The 17,086-nt window shown below is 61.3% G+C and carries 17 protein-coding genes and 1 pseudogene; 7 read left to right on the forward strand and 11 right to left on the reverse strand.

Annotation, left to right across the window (positions count from 1 at the left end; translation table 11 throughout):
* The first annotated feature begins 32 nt into the window (after window positions 1-32).
* Entirely contained in the window at window positions 33-539 is a 507-nt protein-coding gene (gene ubiT, locus R3175_RS04970; protein WP_318942768.1) for a ubiquinone anaerobic biosynthesis accessory factor UbiT, read from the forward strand.
* Here ubiT and R3175_RS04975 read toward each other — a convergent pair.
* From R3175_RS04975 to hemN, 3 genes are all read right to left on the reverse strand, one after another.
* Window positions 536-1,423, reverse strand: coding sequence for a U32 family peptidase (locus tag R3175_RS04975; RefSeq protein WP_318942769.1), 888 nt, complete (start codon window positions 1,421-1,423; stop codon window positions 536-538). The genes ubiT and R3175_RS04975 overlap by 4 nt on opposite strands.
* Before the next feature lie 11 nt (window positions 1,424-1,434).
* Window positions 1,435-2,430, reverse strand: a complete 996-nt coding sequence (gene ubiU / locus R3175_RS04980; protein WP_318942770.1) for a ubiquinone anaerobic biosynthesis protein UbiU — start codon at window positions 2,428-2,430, stop codon at window positions 1,435-1,437.
* Between the two features lie 102 nt (window positions 2,431-2,532).
* Window positions 2,533-3,951 carry an oxygen-independent coproporphyrinogen III oxidase gene (gene hemN, locus R3175_RS04985; RefSeq protein ID WP_318942771.1) on the reverse strand — a complete coding sequence of 473 codons (1,419 nt, stop codon included), beginning with the start codon at window positions 3,949-3,951 and terminating at the stop codon, window positions 2,533-2,535.
* A gap of 261 nt (window positions 3,952-4,212) precedes the next feature.
* On the opposite strand from hemN, the gene R3175_RS04990 reads away from it, so the two are divergent.
* Complete coding sequence (locus R3175_RS04990) at window positions 4,213-5,478, forward strand: DUF2235 domain-containing protein (protein WP_318942772.1); 1,266 nt, start codon at window positions 4,213-4,215, stop codon at window positions 5,476-5,478.
* A 43-nt stretch (window positions 5,479-5,521) separates the two neighbouring features.
* Here R3175_RS04990 and R3175_RS04995 read toward each other — a convergent pair whose 3' ends face one another.
* The 4 genes from R3175_RS04995 to R3175_RS05010 form a co-directional block, all read right to left on the reverse strand.
* Window positions 5,522-6,106, reverse strand: a complete 585-nt coding sequence (locus tag R3175_RS04995) for a DUF2845 domain-containing protein (RefSeq protein WP_318942773.1) — start codon at window positions 6,104-6,106, stop codon at window positions 5,522-5,524.
* Between the two features lie 84 nt (window positions 6,107-6,190).
* Entirely contained in the window at window positions 6,191-7,882 is a 1,692-nt protein-coding gene (locus R3175_RS05000) for an HAD-IA family hydrolase (protein WP_318942774.1), read from the reverse strand.
* A gap of 129 nt (window positions 7,883-8,011) precedes the next feature.
* Window positions 8,012-8,161 (reverse strand): hypothetical protein, encoded by a 150-nt coding sequence (locus R3175_RS05005; RefSeq protein WP_318942775.1) that lies wholly within the window; start codon window positions 8,159-8,161, stop codon window positions 8,012-8,014.
* Between the two features lie 68 nt (window positions 8,162-8,229).
* Window positions 8,230-8,505, reverse strand: coding sequence for a hypothetical protein (locus R3175_RS05010; protein WP_318942776.1), 276 nt, complete (start codon window positions 8,503-8,505; stop codon window positions 8,230-8,232).
* A gap of 332 nt (window positions 8,506-8,837) precedes the next feature.
* Here R3175_RS05010 and R3175_RS05015 point away from each other — a divergent pair, with 332 nt between their 5' ends.
* Window positions 8,838-9,257, forward strand: a complete 420-nt coding sequence (locus R3175_RS05015; protein WP_318942777.1) for a universal stress protein — start codon at window positions 8,838-8,840, stop codon at window positions 9,255-9,257.
* A gap of 83 nt (window positions 9,258-9,340) precedes the next feature.
* Here the strand turns inward: R3175_RS05015 and R3175_RS05020 are convergent, their stop codons facing one another.
* From R3175_RS05020 to R3175_RS05035, 4 genes are all read right to left on the reverse strand, one after another.
* On the reverse strand, window positions 9,341-10,366 hold the full coding sequence (locus R3175_RS05020) for a hypothetical protein (RefSeq protein WP_318942778.1): 1,026 nt from the start codon (window positions 10,364-10,366) through the stop codon (window positions 9,341-9,343).
* 179 nt (window positions 10,367-10,545) lie between these two features.
* Complete coding sequence (locus tag R3175_RS05025; protein WP_318942779.1) at window positions 10,546-11,004, reverse strand: ATPase; 459 nt, start codon at window positions 11,002-11,004, stop codon at window positions 10,546-10,548.
* 129 nt (window positions 11,005-11,133) lie between these two features.
* Window positions 11,134-11,457, reverse strand: coding sequence for an antibiotic biosynthesis monooxygenase family protein (locus R3175_RS05030; protein WP_318942780.1), 324 nt, complete (start codon window positions 11,455-11,457; stop codon window positions 11,134-11,136).
* A gap of 52 nt (window positions 11,458-11,509) precedes the next feature.
* The gene (locus R3175_RS05035; RefSeq protein WP_318942781.1) at window positions 11,510-12,343 is read right to left on the reverse strand and encodes a CPBP family intramembrane glutamic endopeptidase; all 834 of its coding nucleotides are present in this window, start codon (window positions 12,341-12,343) and stop codon (window positions 11,510-11,512) included.
* 257 nt (window positions 12,344-12,600) lie between these two features.
* Between R3175_RS05035 and R3175_RS05040 the strand changes: the two are divergent.
* The 4 genes and pseudogenes from R3175_RS05040 (at window position 12,601) to R3175_RS05055 (ending at window position 17,064) form a co-directional block, all read left to right on the forward strand.
* Window positions 12,601-13,635, forward strand: a pseudogene (locus tag R3175_RS05040) (NAD-dependent epimerase/dehydratase family protein).
* A 35-nt stretch (window positions 13,636-13,670) separates the two neighbouring features.
* Window positions 13,671-15,155 (forward strand): ATP-binding protein, encoded by a 1,485-nt coding sequence (locus R3175_RS05045; protein WP_318942782.1) that lies wholly within the window; start codon window positions 13,671-13,673, stop codon window positions 15,153-15,155.
* 377 nt (window positions 15,156-15,532) lie between these two features.
* The gene (locus R3175_RS05050; RefSeq protein WP_318942783.1) at window positions 15,533-16,723 is read left to right on the forward strand and encodes an RtcB family protein; all 1,191 of its coding nucleotides are present in this window, start codon (window positions 15,533-15,535) and stop codon (window positions 16,721-16,723) included.
* 89 nt (window positions 16,724-16,812) lie between these two features.
* On the forward strand, window positions 16,813-17,064 hold the full coding sequence (locus R3175_RS05055) for a hypothetical protein (RefSeq protein ID WP_318942784.1): 252 nt from the start codon (window positions 16,813-16,815) through the stop codon (window positions 17,062-17,064).
* Window positions 17,065-17,086: the final 22 nt, after the last annotated feature.

Consider the following 17,086-nt stretch of genomic DNA (forward strand, 5'->3'; position numbering starts at 1 on the left):
GGCGGGACCATTCCCTGCCAGCGGAGCACGCCATGACCCCAGCCGCCCCTACCCGATTTCCCCGACTGCCCTCGCTGCCCCGGTGGTCACCACCGGAACTGTTGACCCAGGCCCTGACGGTGGCCCGGGATTACCGGCCTTCCCCCACCCCGCTGCTGACTGCCATTGACCGGGCACTGCCCTTCCCCTGCCGGCAGCTGCTGGTGGAGGTGCCGCTCAACCGGCTGTTCGCCGAGGCCATGACCCTGGGGGAGTTCGATGAGTTCGAAGGCCGCCGCCTGCGCCTGGAACTGGATGGCGGTGCAGGCGGGCTTACCCTGGGGTTCTGGTGCGGGCGGCTGCGGCTGGTGGAGGGCCCCGGGGAGGCGACCATCCGTGGCTCGCTGGCGGCCTTCAAGGCTTTGGCAGAGCGCTCGGTGGACCCGGACCAGCTGTTTTTCCAGCGCCGCCTGGTCATCGAGGGGGAGACCGAGCTTGGCCTGGCCATCAAGAACCTGCTGGACAGCCTGGACTGGTCGCCCAGCCCGTTCCGGCCCTAAACCCGCTCCATGCCGGGCCGTCCGTACCAGTAGCCATTGCAGGGCGGGGCTTCGATCAGTTGTAGGGGATCACCTTCCGTCCACTGGCCCCGCCTGGCGGCATCAAAACGCGCCACCACCTGGGCCATGCCCTGCCATTCCGGGCTCAGGCGGACCGTACTGACGCCCATATCGGCCATCTCCGGCAGCTGACGCATCAGGTCGTAGCGGGCGCCAGACATCGTGGCGATGCCATTGAGCCGGAACAGCTCGCGGGATTCCCGGGAACGGAGCTCAAGGCCATCGGGATGCTGCAGGCAGCGAAAATCGCACCGATCCTTAGGCAGGTTGTAGTGCCGGGCAATGAAGCAGCGAGACGACCAGGCCAGCGGTAGGAAGCCCCAGCCAAACACCTCCACCGGGAGATCCAGGTCCTGCTGACGCAGCTCCACCAACATATCCGCCAGGGCCTCCCGGGACAGCTCCACCGGCAGAGACCAGCCCCGCAGGCCCTTGTCCGCCAGCAGGCGGAGGGTCCCGGTGTTGTAAACGTTCACCGCCGGACCGGTGACAAACGGCAGCTGTTCGCGGGATAACAGATACAGGGCGCTCTGGTCGTTGGCTTCCACCAGGAATTCGTGCTGTTCACAGACCCGGCGGAGTCGACGCAAGTCCGCTTCCGATTCGATCAGGGTCTGCGTTGAGAGCACCACCTCCTTGCCACAGGCCTTCAGGTCCCGGGCCAGGGCCAGCCAGTCCTCCGGTTTCAGCTCGCGACGACGGGCGCAGACCGTCTCCCCCAGGAAGACCCGGTCCACCGGCCACTCGGCCACATGGCTGTAAAACTGGTACACCGACGACTTTGACCAGAACCAGAGAATCGGTCCCAGACTCAGTTTCAGCATCGTATGCTCCTTCATTTCCATTGCCGGTGGTAGGCCCCGAGAGTGGTCATTCCGCCTTCGGAGACGCCTGCCAGGCTGTCCTGCCACTCTTTAGAGACGGTAAAGTCGCTTCCACGTTGCTTCAGTGCTTCCAAGGCCTGCCGCCAGGTTCGCACCACCTGGGCGATGTAGGCCGGACTGCGCTGGCGCCCCTCGATCTTCACCGCCCGGATCCCCAGCGCTTGCAGTTCCGGCAACAGTTCCAGGGTGTTCAGGCTCACCGGCTCCTCGATGGCGTGGTACACCTGCCCCTCCACGTCGAACCGTCCCTTGCACAGGGTTGGATAACCCGCCGGCTCGCCGGCGGTGTAACGGTCGATCAGGACGTCGTTCAGCCGTGATTCCAGTTCGGTCCCGGTTTCCCGCCAGCGCACGTCCTTGGCGGGCGAGCAGGCGCCACGGGTATTGGGGGATTCGTCGGTAAGGTAGGACGACAGGTAACAGCGGCCTTCCGCCATGATGCAGAGGCTGCCGAAGCCGAACACTTCCAGCTCCACCGGGCTGTGCCCGGCCACCGCCCGCACCTGATCCACTGACAGCACCCTGGGCAACACCGCGCGCCGGATGGCGAACGTCTCGTGGTAAAACCGCAGGGCCTCGTAGCTGGTGGCGGAGCCCTGCACCGACAGGTGGCGGGACAGGTCGGGATAGCGGTTGGCGGCGTAATCCAGCAGCCCCATGTCCGCCAGGATCAGGGCGTCCACCCCCAAGGCTGCGGCCCGGTCCACCGCGGCGGTCCACTTGGTCCACCCCGCCGGCTGGGGATAGGTATTGATCGCACAGAACACCCGACAACCATGGGCATGGGCATAGGCAATGCCCTCAGCCGCCCGCTGGTCATTGAAGTTCAGACCGGCGAACTGACGGGCATTGGTGCTGTCGCGAAAGCCGAAATAGACCGCATTGGCCCCCTGATCGACCGCCTGCCTCAAAGCGGGCAAACTGCCAGCGGGACACACAAGCTCCATGGCAAAGCTCTCCAGATGGAATAGGTCCGTACCATATCCCGTGGACAAGCACGGAGCCTTGACGATTATCAGCGCATCCCGGTTTGCAACGCGAACGGAGGGTTAGATTATGCGGGAGAACCGCTGACTGGCGTCGGCCTTGCGGTAGGCATCGAACACCTGGCAGATGGCCCGGATCAGCAGTCGGCCAGCAGGCAGCACCTGCAGACCATCACCGTCGTCGCCGATCAGGCCGTCGGCCACCATGGGCTTGAGCCGACACAGCTCATCGTGGAAGTAGCGGTCCAGTGTCTCGCCCCAGGTAGCCTGGAATCGGGCCCGGTCCAGGCGGAACTGGCAAATCAACTGACCGATGGCCCAACGGCGGATCCGGTCATCCCGGCTCAGAGCCACGCCCCGGGTGATGGCCAGTTCGCCGGCATCGATGGCCGCCTCCCAGGCCGTTAGCTCGTGGGTGCTCTGGAAGTAGGCGTCCTCGGTCTGGCCGATGGCCGAGACCCCGAGGGACACCAGCTCACAGTCGTCGTGGGTGGTGTAGCCCTGAAAGTTCCGGTGCAGCCGTCCTTCCCGCTGGGCAACGGCGAGGCTGTCACCCGGCTTGGCAAAGTGGTCCATGCCGATGTATTCGTACCCCGCCGCCAACAGCCGGTTGATGGTGTTGTGGAGGATGGTCAGTTTCTCCTGCGCCGTCGGCAGGGTATCAGACTGAATCCGGGACTGCGGATAGAAGCGGTCCGGCAGGTGGGCGTAGCTGAAAATGGACAGCCGGTCCGGCGACAGCTCGAGCACCCGGTCCAGGGTTTCCGCAAAGCTGTCCGGGGTCTGATAGGGCAGCCCATAGATCAGGTCCAGGTTGATGGAGCGGAAGCCGAGCTTGCGGGACTCGCACAGCACTTCCTCGGTCAGCCGCAGCGGCTGAATCCGGTTGACCGCCTTCTGGACCTTGGGATCGACATCCTGCACCCCCAGGCTGAGGCGGTTGAAGCCCAGTTCCCACAGGGTGACCAGGGTGCGATCGTCCACTTCCCGGGGATCGATCTCGACGCTGTAGTCCCGCGCGTCATCGTCCTGCAGGTTGAACAGCTCGCCGTAACCGTCCATCAGTTGGCGCATGGCATCCGGCGGCAGGAAGGTCGGTGTGCCCCCGCCCCAGTGGAGCTGGCGCACCGGGCGATTTCCGCCGAACAGGCGCGCCTGCATGGCCGCGTCCTTCAGCAGTCGCTCAACATACGGCATGGCCTTGTCGTATTTCTTGGTGATGACCTTGTTGCAGGCGCAGTAGTAACAAAGGTGGGCGCAGAACGGCAGGTGGGTGTACAGGGACAGCGGCCCCCCGCGCTCCTGGCTCCGCAGGGCCGCCTCGGCCGTGTCATCGGCGCCGAACGTCGATGAGAACTCAACCGCCGTGGGGTAGGAGGTGTACCGGGGACCACTCAGGTCGTAACGGCGGATCAACGTACTGTCCCAGAGCGGCCCCTGGCGACCCGTCTTCGCCGTCAACGCTGTTGCTGCCTGCGCCATAATCCGCCCCTTTTTTTACCGACTCGAAAAGGGCCCCATTTTATCGGGTACAGATAGGCCGCCACTTGATCAACATCAACCCGACGAGACAATCCGCAATCGCGCCAAATCGGCTATAATTTAACCAACCCCGAACCACCTGTCCGGGAGTGACTTCCGGGGTCTCATCCGCAGATCCCAGTGAACATACAGCGGCGTTGTTATCGCCTCGCGATATGCCTTCTTGGTAATGCGCTCTTCGGCGCAACAGGAGGCTGTACCATGCAGACCAGCAAACGCATCGTCATATGCTGTGACGGTACCTGGAACCAACCGGACATTGACCCGACCAATGTCGTCAAGGTGGTTCGCAGCATCACACCAACCGCTTCCGACGGTACCCAACAGGTCGTGTTCTACGATCAGGGCGTCGGCACCGGCAGCCGTACCGACCGTCTGCTGGGCGGCGCTTTCGGTAAGGGTGTGGCCAAGAACGTACTCGACTGTTACCGCTTTCTGGTACACAACTACCAGGCGGGAGACGAGATCTATGCCTTCGGCTTCAGTCGGGGAGCCTACACCGCCCGCGCCTTTGCCGGCTTTGTCTATGCCGTCGGGCTGATGGAAAAGAGTGAGCTGGAAGAGCTGCCCAAGGCCTGGCACTACTACCGTACCGAGCCGGAAAAGCGGCCCAATGCCAGCTACGATGAGAACATCAGGCCCCAGATCAAAATGGTCGGGGTCTGGGATACCGTCGGTGCCCTCGGGGCGCCCACCCCGCTGCTTGGCAAGCTGACCCGGTACTGGATCGGTTTCTTCAACACCCACCTGAGTCCGATCATCGAGCACGCCTACCAGGCCCTGGCGCTGGATGAACAACGGGGCCCCTTCCTCCCGGACCTCTGGACCGGTCACGTCGAACCCGGCCAGACCGTGGAGCAGTGCTGGTTCCGCGGCGTTCATTCCGACATCGGGGGGGGCTACAAGGAAACCGGTCTGTCCGACATCGCCCTGCGCTGGATGACCGACAAGGCGCAGCACCTGGGGTTGGATATGGACAGCCACTACCTGGAGCAGCTCACCCACCCCAACCCCCGGATGACCGCCCACGATTCCTTCAATACGGGCTATCGTGCACTTGAGCTGCTGCGGGTCGAACGGGGCATGCGGCAGGTATTTGGTAACCCGGACGATCCGCCCCTCAATATCAGCATTCACGAGTCGGTGACCGAGAGCATCAAGAGCGGCCTGTATACGCCACAGAACCCGGATTTCCCGCACACTGCGGGTATGCAGGAGCGGCGCGCCACCGAGCGGCACACCGTCACCCATGGCGAGGCCGAGCTGGCGCTGGCCAAGGATGCCCAGCCATTGTCCTGTCGCCTGCTGGATTTCAGCCGTCAGGGCGGCGCCCACATCCAGACCAACCAGCCCATCGAGGAAGGGGCGACCGTGCAGATTGCCAGCGACTTCTTCGAACCCACCGAGGCCGTGTGCGTCTGGAAGAAGGGCCAGGATCACGGCCTGTCGTTCTCCAAGGTGGCCTAACGATCCCCCCGGTTCAGGGATGAACCGGGGAGGGATACGCCGGTCAGCGGGGCTTGTCGTCGGAGCGCACCTCCGTCACCAGACCGTTTTTCAGAATGACCACGCGCCGGAATTCGTTGGAGCCAAACTCGAACAGCCACTCCTTCACCGGAATCACTGTGACGCTGGAGCCAGTGCCGCGATATCGGGAATGGCCAAACGCCCGCCAGTAGATTCGTTCGGACAGCGGTTCCCCGCACCGGCGGACCACCTCGAACTCACTCAGCCCCTCCCTCAGGAACCGGCTGTTACACCCTCGGGCCGTGCTGGGGTAAAAGCCATAGCCAAGGGAGCGCTCCCGGCGCAGCTCGCCGTTGCGGAATTCCAGCCGCCGGATCAGACCCTGGGGGCCGGGGTTGTAGTACCAGTGCTCGATGGTTTCGGTAATGCCCAGTCCCGGCACGCTCTGAGCAGGATAGACAGCGACATAATCGGGCTCGCCGCAACGCTCCACCACTTCCACCGGCCAGTCGCCGATATCCACCAGCGAGTTACCGCAGCGAAAGGCCGCCCCGGCCGATCCGACCATCAGGACCAGGACCACCAGCCCAACCGCACGCAAGGCCCTGTTTGCTGCTGAACGTGTCATCACGACGCCCCCATTGAGACACAGGCAGGCCCCGTGCCTGGCATTGGCCACTACAGGGGTGTGAATCGGAACCCGGTCAAAAGTTCAACCGGCCGGGCCAATCTCACAGGCCAGCACCAGGGCCCAGAGCTCGGAGAAGTCGTTGACCACCACATCGGGCTTGTCCGGGTGCTTGTGGGTGCCGGGAAAGATCTTGTTCAGCCAGGGCAAATCCCATTGCGCACCGTTGAAGAAGACCGCGGTCATGCAGGCGCGCTTGGCGGCAATGATGTCCGTGGTGCTGTCACCCACGTACCAGACACTGGGGTCGGGCGGGTACCCCAGGTTCGCCGCCGCCCGCAGTAACTGATCCGGGTGGGGTTTGCGCAACGGGGTATCGTCGCCACAGACGTGGGTATCGAACAGATGGGCCCATCCGGTTCCCTCCACCGCCGCCAGTTCCTGCTCGAAGAACTCCCGGTCCCGGTTGGTGATCAGGCCCACCTGGATATCGTGACGACGAAGGGCCGCCAGCATCTCCCGCACCTTCGGTTCGAAGGGCTTCACCGTGCCGAAGTGAGTGCGGTAGTGGCGATTGAATGCCTGGTGGGCAATCTGCTTGGCCTCCTGATCCTCGCCGAACAGCACCTCGAAAATATCGGTACGGGAGATCTTGCGGTCGGCCTTGACCTTTGGGTGGAGCGCCGCAAACTCACGGACATAGGCCACCAGCCGGGCGTCCTCCGGCGTTTTGCTGTCTTCCGGCATGACCATCCGGTCCATCAGGTCCAGCTCGTGGAACTCCGGCAGCATGTCATCCACCGCGTGGTACATGGCATCCAGGGTGTCCACCAGGGTCGCGTGCCAGTCGAACAGGATCACCGAGGGCCGAATCAGTTTGGCCACGGCCGGGTGCCAGTCCGCCTCAATCCGGGGCGCTGGTGGCGTCGGGGGCGGGTAGGCCGGCGGACGCACCGCATCCACCCTTGCCCGAAAGGCTGGCTGGTCGCTGTGAGCGGTGTCCCCGAGCTGGGTCATCAGGTCTTCGAAGCTGTCCAGGATGGCATGGGGCTTATCCCGGAAACTGAACCAGCTCTCAACCCGGTCCTGTTCCCAGCAGGCGCCGTTGTAGAAGATTCGGATAATGCCGGCCCGGGCCGCGGTGATCATGTCAACATAACTGTCGCCCACGTACCAGGCGGTTTCGTCCGCCGGTAGCCGCAGTTTCTCGAGGGCCTTGAGCATGACTTCCGGGTCAGGCTTGTAGTGCACCACATCGTCGGCGCAGACGGTGACGTCAAACAGGTCGCGCCAGCGACCGCCATCCACCGTCTGAATTTCCGTGTCCAGGAACTCCCGGTTCCGGTTGGTCGACACGGCCAGTCTGATGCCCAACCGCTTGCAGGCCATGAGGTACTCATAGACGCCCTGCTGGAACGGCTTAACCTGGCCAAAATATTTGCGGTAGCAGTGGTTGTAGGCTTCGTGGGCAATCAACCGTGCATCCCGGTCGTCCCCGAAAATGGCGTTGAAGATATCGGTACGGGATACCCGGCGCTCGGCCAGGATGCGGGGGTGCAGCTTGCGATAGACACGAATATAGCGGACGAGGCGGGCGTCGTCCGCCGTCATGCACTTTTCTTCCGGCAACAACCGCTCCACCAGCCCCAACTCTTCCAGTTGCGGGAGCATCTCCTCCATGGCGCTGAACATGGCATCACTGGTATCCACCAGGGTGCCGTGCCAGTCGAACATCAGCACCTTGGGGGGCTGGAGTTCATCAGCAAAGCGTGACATGCGCAGGTCTCCTGAAGTTGGACGGTGCGAGCGTCTTATATCAGTAAAACCTATTTCTCGCCCGACAACAAAAAGCCCCGCTTGGAATCACGCTCCCCTGCCATCCGAGCGCCCTGCCCCACCCAGGGTTCAGGGGGCTTCCTGCATTCGCTCCTGATGCCTCAGCATCTGCTCCATCATCAGTTGCATCTGGTTCATGCGTTGTTCCAGCCGGTCCATCCGATGGCCCGGGTCCATGGGAGTTGAACGCTGCCGACCATCAGGCCCATTGTTATTCATGCCAGGTCCCTGATCGGCCTGTCCCCGCTGCATCATACCGGGCCCGCCCATCATTCCCGGCCCCATCATCATGCCTGCCCCCCCATAGCGCCATGCATCCTATACATGTAACGCTGCATAAGGTTCATATGCTCCTGCATGAGTGCCTGCCGTTTTTCGGGGGACGATTCGTTCTGAATCTGGCCCATCAGCTGACTCATCTGTTCCATATGTTCATTCATTTCGTCCGGATTCATCATCGGCATGTCGCCAGCTGCCCAGTTCTCATGCCCGTAATGCGCGCCTGCCACCCAAGGCATGGCCGTGGCTATTAACAGCACCACGGATTTTGCCAATTGATTCATCGCTCCGTTCCTCCAATTAACCTGAACTTCATTCCATAGACCTGGAAAGCTGACTCCCCCTACCGGGATCCGTCCAATTCGGGAGAAGCCCCCATTCATTGGTCATCACAACAGCCAAAACTGAATTCAACCTGACTATTTCAATTTGGCAGTATCAGCCTGCCATCGCCTTGACTCAGGTCAGTTCCACCGGATGTGGGGAACTTCTCGTCCACGGCTTGCCTATACTTCAATAGGAGATAGCCCAATGGGAAACCGCCCACACAGTTGGCTCCTGGTTCGTTGTGTTCGAGGGGCCTAAGTGGGGGGGCAATTCAAGTTGGAGGCTCAAGATGTACCACAAGATTCTGGTGCCGGTAGAGCTGGCACATCTGGACAAACTCTTCAAAGCACTGAATACCGCCATCGACATGGCCAGGCACTACAATGCCACCCTGTGCTACGTCACCGTGACCAACAGCACACCCTCACCGGCTGCCCATAACACCCGCGAACTCACCGAAAAACTGAAAGTATTCGCGAAGGAACAGGGGGAGGAGCATGGCATCAAGACGGACTACAAGGTGATCGAATCGCCGGATACTGCGGCGGAACTCGATGAGGACCTGCTGACCGCCATTGAGGAAACCGGCGCAGACCTGGTGGTGATGGCCTCCCATCCACCGGGGACCGCGGACAAGCTTCATATCCTGCGATCCAATGGCGCCAAAATCCTGCGCCATAGCGATGTGTCCATGTTTGTGGTTCGCTGATGCATTCACAAGCCCACTAATCGGAAAGGGCAGGCGACGTGCGGCCAGCCTGCCCTTCAGAGCCTGTCAAGCGACAGGTTGGCTTATAGCGGTGCCACAGTCAGGCTGTACAGTCCGCGGTTTTCTTCGTAGCAGCGTGCAGTCAGGGTATAGACCCCCGGTGCCAGACGCTCGGTGAGACGGGCATTGTAGTTGTCACCGCCGTCGTCATCCTCGGCCACATAGCCTGCCGGCCCTTCCAGCGTCAGCATCGGGTCAAGACCGTCGGAACGCATGTCGATCTGGTACACACCTTCCTGTTCGATCGTCAGGGTGTACACATCCGGGCCGTTGCGCATCCAGCCGGCAATGTCGGCAGGGGCGGAAATCTCCCGCTCCTCGTCGATATCGACATTCAGGGAGGAGACTTCAATGGTGAACAGACCCGCGTTCTGCTCGTAGGAGCCCGCCTGGATTCGGTATTCGCCGGCGTTGAGGATGTCGCCGATGCGGGCGTTGTACTCCTCACCACCGTCGTCATTTTCAACCTCGTAGCCGTTCGGGCCGGTCATGACCATCAACGCGTCAAAATCGTCAGAACGCATGTCGATCTGGTAGGCACCGGATTCCGGAATGGTCACGGTGAACTCCACCGGTTCACCCTGCAGCCAGCCAGAGGCCGAACCCGGCGCCGTCAGGGAACTGACCAGTTCGAGATCGATGGTCCGGGACACCACGTTGAAGGGGCCGTAACTGCTCTCGTCAATGCCACTGACCACCACCTTGTAGTCTCCGGGCTCGGTCACTTTGTAGCGCAGGGGCGAGGCCACGGCGAGCAGTTCGTCCTGCTCATTATAGAGGGTCAATACGCCATCAAGACTGCCTTCCAGGTCAATCTCCAGCAGCGTATCTGCCGACAACGTCATCGCAAAGGTCTGATAACGGCTGCCATCCTTGCGGTTGAGGCCGCTCTGGGTAGTGAGCTCGCCGCGGACGCGTTCGCCCAGTGAGATTTCCTTGACGGTGTCACCGGGGGCGGCGGAGCCCATGGACGAGGGGGCCAGCTGGCAGCCCGTCAGCAAAACAGCGGCCGCTCCGCCAGCTACCAGAGATAACGTATTCTTAGTCATGAAGTAACCTTTAACGTCCTTAGGTTTATGATTATTGGGCGCCAAACGACGCCCAGTCCTTTAACACAGAGAGTCTGCGTAACGCGCAAGACATCTTAGCGTTAATTGACGGACAGCGAGTCAAAAAAGGGCGCAAATCTGCGGAAAAATCGTTTTATTTCGTTATCGGTCGGGAGGCCTCAGACATCGGACATGCGACCGATCTGAAGGGCCAGACGCATGGCTTCGTGCTCTTCCAGGGCCAGCAGGTCCTCCAACATCGATATAACCTCGGGAATTTCCGCCTTCCCGATCAGCGTGTTGTACAAAGCCATGATCTGGTCGTGAACATCGAACAGCTCCCGACAGATTTCGTCAAAGCTCATGTTGGCGTAGGGCAAGTCGCTGAGCCGGCGCGTCTCAACCGGATTGTGATTCAGGTAATCGTAGAACCGGGTCTGCATGGCTTTCTGGTCGCCCTGCCGTTCGAATTCTGCAATTGCCCGATCCAGCATGGCCTCGTGGTCGGCCAGATACTGCAGGAGCGCCCTGGTACGCTCCTGCTGGTGTTGCTGGGAACTGTCGGCAAGCCGTTCCGACAACTGGTGATGGAGATCCCGCGTCCACTCGATCAGTTCTCCAAAGGTTCGAATCTGCATGATTTCCCTCCCCTGCCGATAGGTTCGGCTGCGCCACTCTCGGCCCCCGGCCACGCAGGCAGTTTGGATTCCCCCAACCGCCAGCCCCGGCATCGTCGCCCGCCTGAACGGCGCAGGCTTTGGTCCAGCTCAGCCTTGTGTTCGCTTCGGCGGCAAGACCACCCACTCCGGTTCTTCGAACTCACCCACCCGCCGGATTTCGACAAACGGAGCGGCGCTGCGAATGATCTCCGCGATCTCCGGATCGTGCTGTGCCTCCATGGCATCCCGGTCGTCTTTGCTGTCCCAGTGGGCAATGGCAATCAAAGTATTCGGATCACCAATCTTGCGATGCAGCTCGGTGCCACGGGCTCCCGGTGCCTGCTGAATCAATTCGGAGGCCCGTACCCAGGCCTCGGCATAATCTTCGGCGCTATAGCCTTCCTTGACCCGAACCTCGAATATGTACTTCATTTGCCCCTCTCATACTGAACCAGGGAGCCTCGGAATGACTCCCTGGCATCGGTTATCCCTTTACAGGGTAGGTGAAGAACAGAAAGTGCGACACATTCAGCAACCAGTGAACCAGCACCGCCCAGATCAACCGTCCGGTCCACATGTAAGCCAGGCCATACAGCAGTCCCGCCAGGCCGGCCACCGTCACAAAGCTCCAACCACCGGCCATATGAGCCAGGCCAAAGGCAGCGCTGGCCAGGGCCAGGGCCGTCATCCACCCAAAGCGTATGGCCAACTGGCGTTGTAGCAGACCGCGGAACAGCAATTCTTCGGCCATGCAGGTGTTGAGCAGGTTGGAGACCGCGAACACCCAGAACCAGGGCGTCAACGCCGGCTGCCAACTCACCAGGCCCAGGGCAACAGCCAGCACCATGACCAGCGCCAGACCGGCGCTCAACAGTATCGGCACCAACCAGCGGGGAAACGGCCGGCGCAGGGCCATGCTCAATCGGACCAGCGGCAGCCAGCTCAGTAACGACCACGCCACCCAGACCTTGTCGTGGTTCAGGTACAGGTCTGTGGCGATACCGCCGGGTTTCAGGACCACCTGCTCGGCCAGCAGCAGCCCCCGATCCCCCGGAACCGCATGCACCAGCAGAACGGCACTGGCCAGGAACCAGCACCCGTAACGCATATTGCGAAACCACAGCGGCAACGGCTGCGCCACCATCCAGGCGGTCAGCAGCAAGTAACCGAAGGCATAGCCGGCAAACTCCCAGGAGGTGTAACCAGCCACCGGAGCCACCAGCAATAGGGCCAGGGCACCGCCGAAACGCAGGCGAGCATCGGGACTGAGTCCGAAGGCGATCAGCGCGAATGAGTAAAAGAGGCCAAAAAACAGCATGACACTCCGCATGCAGTCGAGGAAGTTAAGGGTGCGTTGATTAACACAGCAAAGTCCGTTTAAAACGTATCAACCATACTGCCATTATGGACGTGCAAACACGTAATGTTCGGAATTGGGGAGCTTTTCGCTGCTTTCTTTTGCCCCATGCCCTCTAAAAAACAGCTTTCGTCAGGCTAATTCACTAAGCTTAGGCTACTGTCCAACAGGAAAAGGAGACCGTGGTGAAATCCATCGACAAGAGTGCGCCGGTTCTGGTGACCGGGGCATCAGGCTATGTCGCCGGCTGGCTGGTCAAGCGTCTGCTTGACGAAGGGCTCACCGTCCACGCCGCCGTACGGAATCCCGACCAGGCGGAAAAGTTGCGCCACCTGGACCAGGCAGCGGCCGAGAGCCCGGGAGGTATTCGCTACTTCAAGGCCGACCTGCTCGAAGCGGGCTCCTACGCCGAAGCCATGTAGGGATGCCAACTGGTCTACCACACCGCGTCCCCGTTTACCGTCAACGTGAGCGATCCGCAGAAAGAACTGGTGGATCCCGCGCTGCAGGGCACGCGCAATGTACTGGAGCAGGCCAATCAGACCGACACCGTGCGGCGGGTGGTGGTAACCAGCAGCTGTGCAGCCATCTACGGCGATAACGCCGACATGGCACAGACCCCTGGGGGCGTGTTTACCGAAGACGTCTGGAATACCAGCTCCTCACTCCAGCACCAGCCTTACTCCTATTCCAAGACCATGGCCGAGCGTGAGGCCTGGCGGGTCGCCGGCAACCAGTCGCGCTGGGACCTGGTCACCATCAATCCGTCACTGGTCATCGGCCCCGGCCTAAACCCCTACGCCACCTCAGAAAGCTTCAATATCATCAAGCAGATGGGTGACGGCACCATGAAAGCCGGGGTGCCCAACTGGGGCATTGGCGCCGTGGATGTGCGGGATGTGGCCGAGGCTCACTTCCGGGCCGGTTTCACTCCCGAGGCCCAGGGCCGATACATCGTCTCCGCCCATGATACCGATTTCGCCGAGATGGCCGCCGTCCTGCGGGACCGGTTTGGCCGCTATCCACTTCCCGGGCGCACCCTGCCCAAATGGGTGGTTTGGTTGGTGGGTCCGGTCATCAACCCCTCCATGACCCGGAAGATGGTCAGCCGCAACGTCAACTTTTCCTGGAGCTGCGACAATCGCAAGGCCATCAACGAGCTTGGACTGAGCTATCGGCCGCTGAAGGAGTCGATGGAGGAGTGGTTCCAACAGTTGATCGACAACCAGCTCCTGCCCAGCCCGGGCAAATAATCGCAACCGGACCATTCCAGGGAGAGGAGACCTCAATGAACGACGATCATTATCTCAAGCGGGAACTGAACGCCCTGCTCAAAGCGGATGATCGCATCTTCGAGTTCATCCAGAGCGGTTCGCTGGACGGGCTGTGGTACTGGGATCTGGAAAACCCGGAACAGGAATGGATGAGCGATCGCTTCTGGACCACGTTTGGCTACGATCCCGGTGATAAGCGGCATGTGGCCAGTGAATGGCAGAACATGATCAACCAGGACGACCTGGCGGTGGCCCTGGATAACTTCGATAAACACTGCCAGGACCCCAGCCACCCCTACGATCAGATCGTCCGCTACCAACACAAGGACGGCTCCACCGTCTGGGTACGCTGCCGCGGCCTGGCAATCCGGGACGACCGGGGCCAACCGATTCGGATGCTGGGGGCGCACACCAACGTCACCCAGATCATGCAACTCTCCGAGCAGTACGAATCGCTGTTTGAGAACAGCCCTAACGGCTTGATAGTGATCGATCATCGGGGCGCGCTCGCCAAGGCCAACAGCGTGGCCCGCCGCTGGCTTTCGCTCCCGGGTGAGCTGTCCGGCCTCAGCATTCACCAACTGCTGAACGAAGACAGCGCCCGTTCGGCGCTGGACACGCTGCACCAACTCCCTGTGGCCAACGACCCTACCTCCCTGGAGTCCCAGTCGGACATCACAGTGAGGACGCTGGGGGGGGCCGAGCTGGAAATGCAGGTCAACATAAAGCCCATCAAGTTCGAGAACCAGTGGATGTTGTTGATGTCCCTGGTGGACCTGACTGTCCGCAAACAGGTGGAGGCCTCCAAGGCCAACCTGATCTCACTGGTCAACCACGAGTTACGTACTCCCCTCACCGCTATCGTGGGGGCCATTGGGCTGATCCGCAGCGACCGCTACAGCGACCTGCCAGCTGAAGTCGTTACATTGCTGGACATGGCCCATCGCAATTGTGAAAAGTTGCGCCACCTGGTGGACGACATTCTCAGTGTCGACAAGCTGGCCAGCACGGATGTGCCGCTGCGGATAACCACGGTCGATCTCGCCCGGCTAATCCGGGACGGCATCGACGATATTCGAGCGTTTGCAGAGATGCACGCGGTCTCCCTCCGCTTCCGTTGCAGGGCGGAACCGGCGCAGGTCCTTGCCGACAGTTTCAGGGTATCCCAGGTCATCACCAACCTGCTGTCCAACGCCATCAAGCACTCACCTCGCAATCAGCCAGTGACCGTGGCGCTGAGCCGCGACGAACACTGTTTCAGAGTCACCGTGGAAGACAACGGCCCGGGCGTATCGGAACAGTTCCGCCCCTACCTGTTTGAGCGCTTTTCCCAGGACGACCGCCAGCCCACCGGCCCCATTTCCGGCTCCGGATTGGGCCTGCATATCAGCAAACTCATTTTGGACCGGCACGGTGGTTCCATTGCCCAGCGAAACACAGGCAACGGCAGCCTGTTCGAATTCACGCTCCCCATACCGAGCAATAGCGAGGCGGATTGAATCCGAGCCTCAGTACCGCTCCGCCAGCCCTCCTGAGTTGTCCTTGCCGAGTCCAAAACCTGTGATCGGAGGCTGGCCAATCACGCCAACGCGGCGTATAGTTTCGTCCCAGAATTCACGCACGCGCCATGCCCCATGGTGCAACTAACGAGGAGCAACTCATGTCACACCTCAAACAGGTCAACAGTTACTGATATTGCCTTCCTCCTGACAGACTGGAAGGCGTAAAGGTCTTCCGGCACGGTGCGTGTTCGCCGCATTGCAAACCCTGGTAGACCCCGTCTGCCAGGGTTTTTTCGTATAGGGTCCCGGCAAGGGGATGTCCGGCGATGCCACCCGCCGTGTCGGCCATAGAAGTACGTGCGAAGGAATTCGTTATGCCGATTCGGACAACGATCAACAAAGGCCGGGTTCCGGTGAAAATCTACACCGACCAGGTAGAGCCCGGCGCCCTGAACCAGCTGGCCAACATTGCCCAGTTGCCGATTGTGCACAGTCACATCGCCGCCATGCCGGATGTGCATCTGGGCATTGGCGCCACCGTCGGTTCGGTGATTCCCACCCTCGGCGCCGTCATCCCGGCGGCGGTGGGGGTGGATATTGGCTGTGGCATGAATGCGGTAAGGCTGACGCTCACGGCCAGCCAGCTGCCGGACAGCCTGCGCAGGATCCGCAGTGCCATCGAGGCGGCGGTGCCGGTGGGCTTCGACATGCACAACCGGCCCACCGTCCAGCGCAAGGCGGTGAGCCAGCTGGATGCGGTGCTGGACGAGATCTTGGGCAAGCACCCGGGGCTGACCAAAATGCAGAAACCCCACACCTGGACCCGCCAACTGGGCACCCTCGGTGGCGGCAACCACTTCATCGAACTGTGTGTCGATGAAAACCAGCAGGTGTGGGTCATGCTGCACTCCGGCAGTCGCGGCATCGGCAACGTGATCGGCCGCTACTTCATCAGCCTGGCGAAGAAGGATGCCGAACGCCATCAACTGCACTTGCCGGACAGGGATCTGGCCTACTTCTCCGAAGGGGCCGCGCATTTTGACGACTATGTGCAGGCGGTGGAGTGGGCCCAGGAATACGCCCTGACAAATCGCCGGGAGATGATGCGGCTGATCGTCCAGGCCATCCGCCCTCACCTGCCGGACTTCAGCGTCAGCAAGGAGGCCATCAACTGCCACCACAATTACGTGGCGCGGGAAGAGCACTTCGGCAAGCAGGTCTTCCTGACCCGCAAGGGCGCCATCGCCGCGGCCAGGGATCAGCTCGGCATCATCCCCGGCAGCATGGGCGCCAAGTCGTTCATCGTGCGCGGCAAGGGCAATCCCGAGTCGTTCTGCTCCTGCGCCCACGGCGCCGGCCGTACCATGAGCCGGAGCCAGGCCAAACGGCAATTCAGCCGGGCGGACATGGAGGCCCAGACCCAGGGCGTGGAATGCCGCAAGGACAAGGGGGTGTTGGACGAAATTCCCGGTGCCTACAAGGATATCGACGAAGTGATGGCCAACCAGAGCGATCTGGTGGAGGTGGTGCATACCTTAAAGCAGGTGGTATGCGTCAAAGGGTAACGGCCGCCCTGGCTTTCCAAGGTCACGGACCTTCAGGGAGCTTATGAAAACCAACCTGCCCAACGAAAACACTGTTTGTGGAGACCATCATGGCGAAAGCACCCAAACCCAGGCGCAACTGGGTGGCACGCGACCCGCTGATGCGCAAGGGCGGCCCCCACCAGGAGGCCAAGCTCACCCTTCGGCCACGGCTGGATTGGCGCCAGGCGCTGGACGAATTCGAGAACTGGCGGGATGAACTGCCGGAACATCGAACCAAAGAAACCTACGAAGGGCCGGATGGCCCTTCTTTTTTTGTCCCGCCACCAGCCTCTCCTTCCCCAATATCTGAACGGAGCTGAAGACTGTGCAATCAAAACTATA

It is taken from the genome of Marinobacter sp., from assembly GCF_033722735.1.
Taxonomy (GTDB): domain Bacteria; phylum Pseudomonadota; class Gammaproteobacteria; order Pseudomonadales; family Oleiphilaceae; genus Marinobacter.

Excerpts from the sequence above, each read along its gene's own strand:
- R3175_RS05030 (WP_318942780.1), bottom strand. The coding sequence starts at position 11,457 with ATGAAGTACATATTCGAGGTTCGGGTCAAGGAAGGCTATAGCGCCGAA.
- R3175_RS04990 (WP_318942772.1), top strand. The coding sequence starts at position 4,213 with ATGCAGACCAGCAAACGCATCGTCATATGCTGTGACGGTACCTGGAAC.
- R3175_RS05025 (WP_318942779.1), bottom strand. The coding sequence starts at position 11,004 with ATGCAGATTCGAACCTTTGGAGAACTGATCGAGTGGACGCGGGATCTC.
- R3175_RS05020 (WP_318942778.1), bottom strand. The coding sequence starts at position 10,366 with ATGACTAAGAATACGTTATCTCTGGTAGCTGGCGGAGCGGCCGCTGTT.
- R3175_RS04975 (WP_318942769.1), bottom strand. The coding sequence starts at position 1,423 with ATGCTGAAACTGAGTCTGGGACCGATTCTCTGGTTCTGGTCAAAGTCG.
- R3175_RS05015 (WP_318942777.1), top strand. The coding sequence starts at position 8,838 with ATGTACCACAAGATTCTGGTGCCGGTAGAGCTGGCACATCTGGACAAA.
- R3175_RS05045 (WP_318942782.1), top strand. The coding sequence starts at position 13,671 with ATGAACGACGATCATTATCTCAAGCGGGAACTGAACGCCCTGCTCAAA.
- ubiT (WP_318942768.1), top strand. The coding sequence starts at position 33 with ATGACCCCAGCCGCCCCTACCCGATTTCCCCGACTGCCCTCGCTGCCC.
- R3175_RS04995 (WP_318942773.1), bottom strand. The coding sequence starts at position 6,106 with ATGACACGTTCAGCAGCAAACAGGGCCTTGCGTGCGGTTGGGCTGGTG.
- R3175_RS05010 (WP_318942776.1), bottom strand. The coding sequence starts at position 8,505 with ATGAATCAATTGGCAAAATCCGTGGTGCTGTTAATAGCCACGGCCATG.
- R3175_RS05050 (WP_318942783.1), top strand. The coding sequence starts at position 15,533 with ATGCCGATTCGGACAACGATCAACAAAGGCCGGGTTCCGGTGAAAATC.
- R3175_RS05035 (WP_318942781.1), bottom strand. The coding sequence starts at position 12,343 with ATGCTGTTTTTTGGCCTCTTTTACTCATTCGCGCTGATCGCCTTCGGA.
- hemN (WP_318942771.1), bottom strand. The coding sequence starts at position 3,951 with ATGGCGCAGGCAGCAACAGCGTTGACGGCGAAGACGGGTCGCCAGGGG.
- R3175_RS05055 (WP_318942784.1), top strand. The coding sequence starts at position 16,813 with ATGGCGAAAGCACCCAAACCCAGGCGCAACTGGGTGGCACGCGACCCG.
- R3175_RS05005 (WP_318942775.1), bottom strand. The coding sequence starts at position 8,161 with ATGAATAACAATGGGCCTGATGGTCGGCAGCGTTCAACTCCCATGGAC.
- ubiU (WP_318942770.1), bottom strand. The coding sequence starts at position 2,430 with ATGGAGCTTGTGTGTCCCGCTGGCAGTTTGCCCGCTTTGAGGCAGGCG.
- R3175_RS05000 (WP_318942774.1), bottom strand. The coding sequence starts at position 7,882 with ATGTCACGCTTTGCTGATGAACTCCAGCCCCCCAAGGTGCTGATGTTC.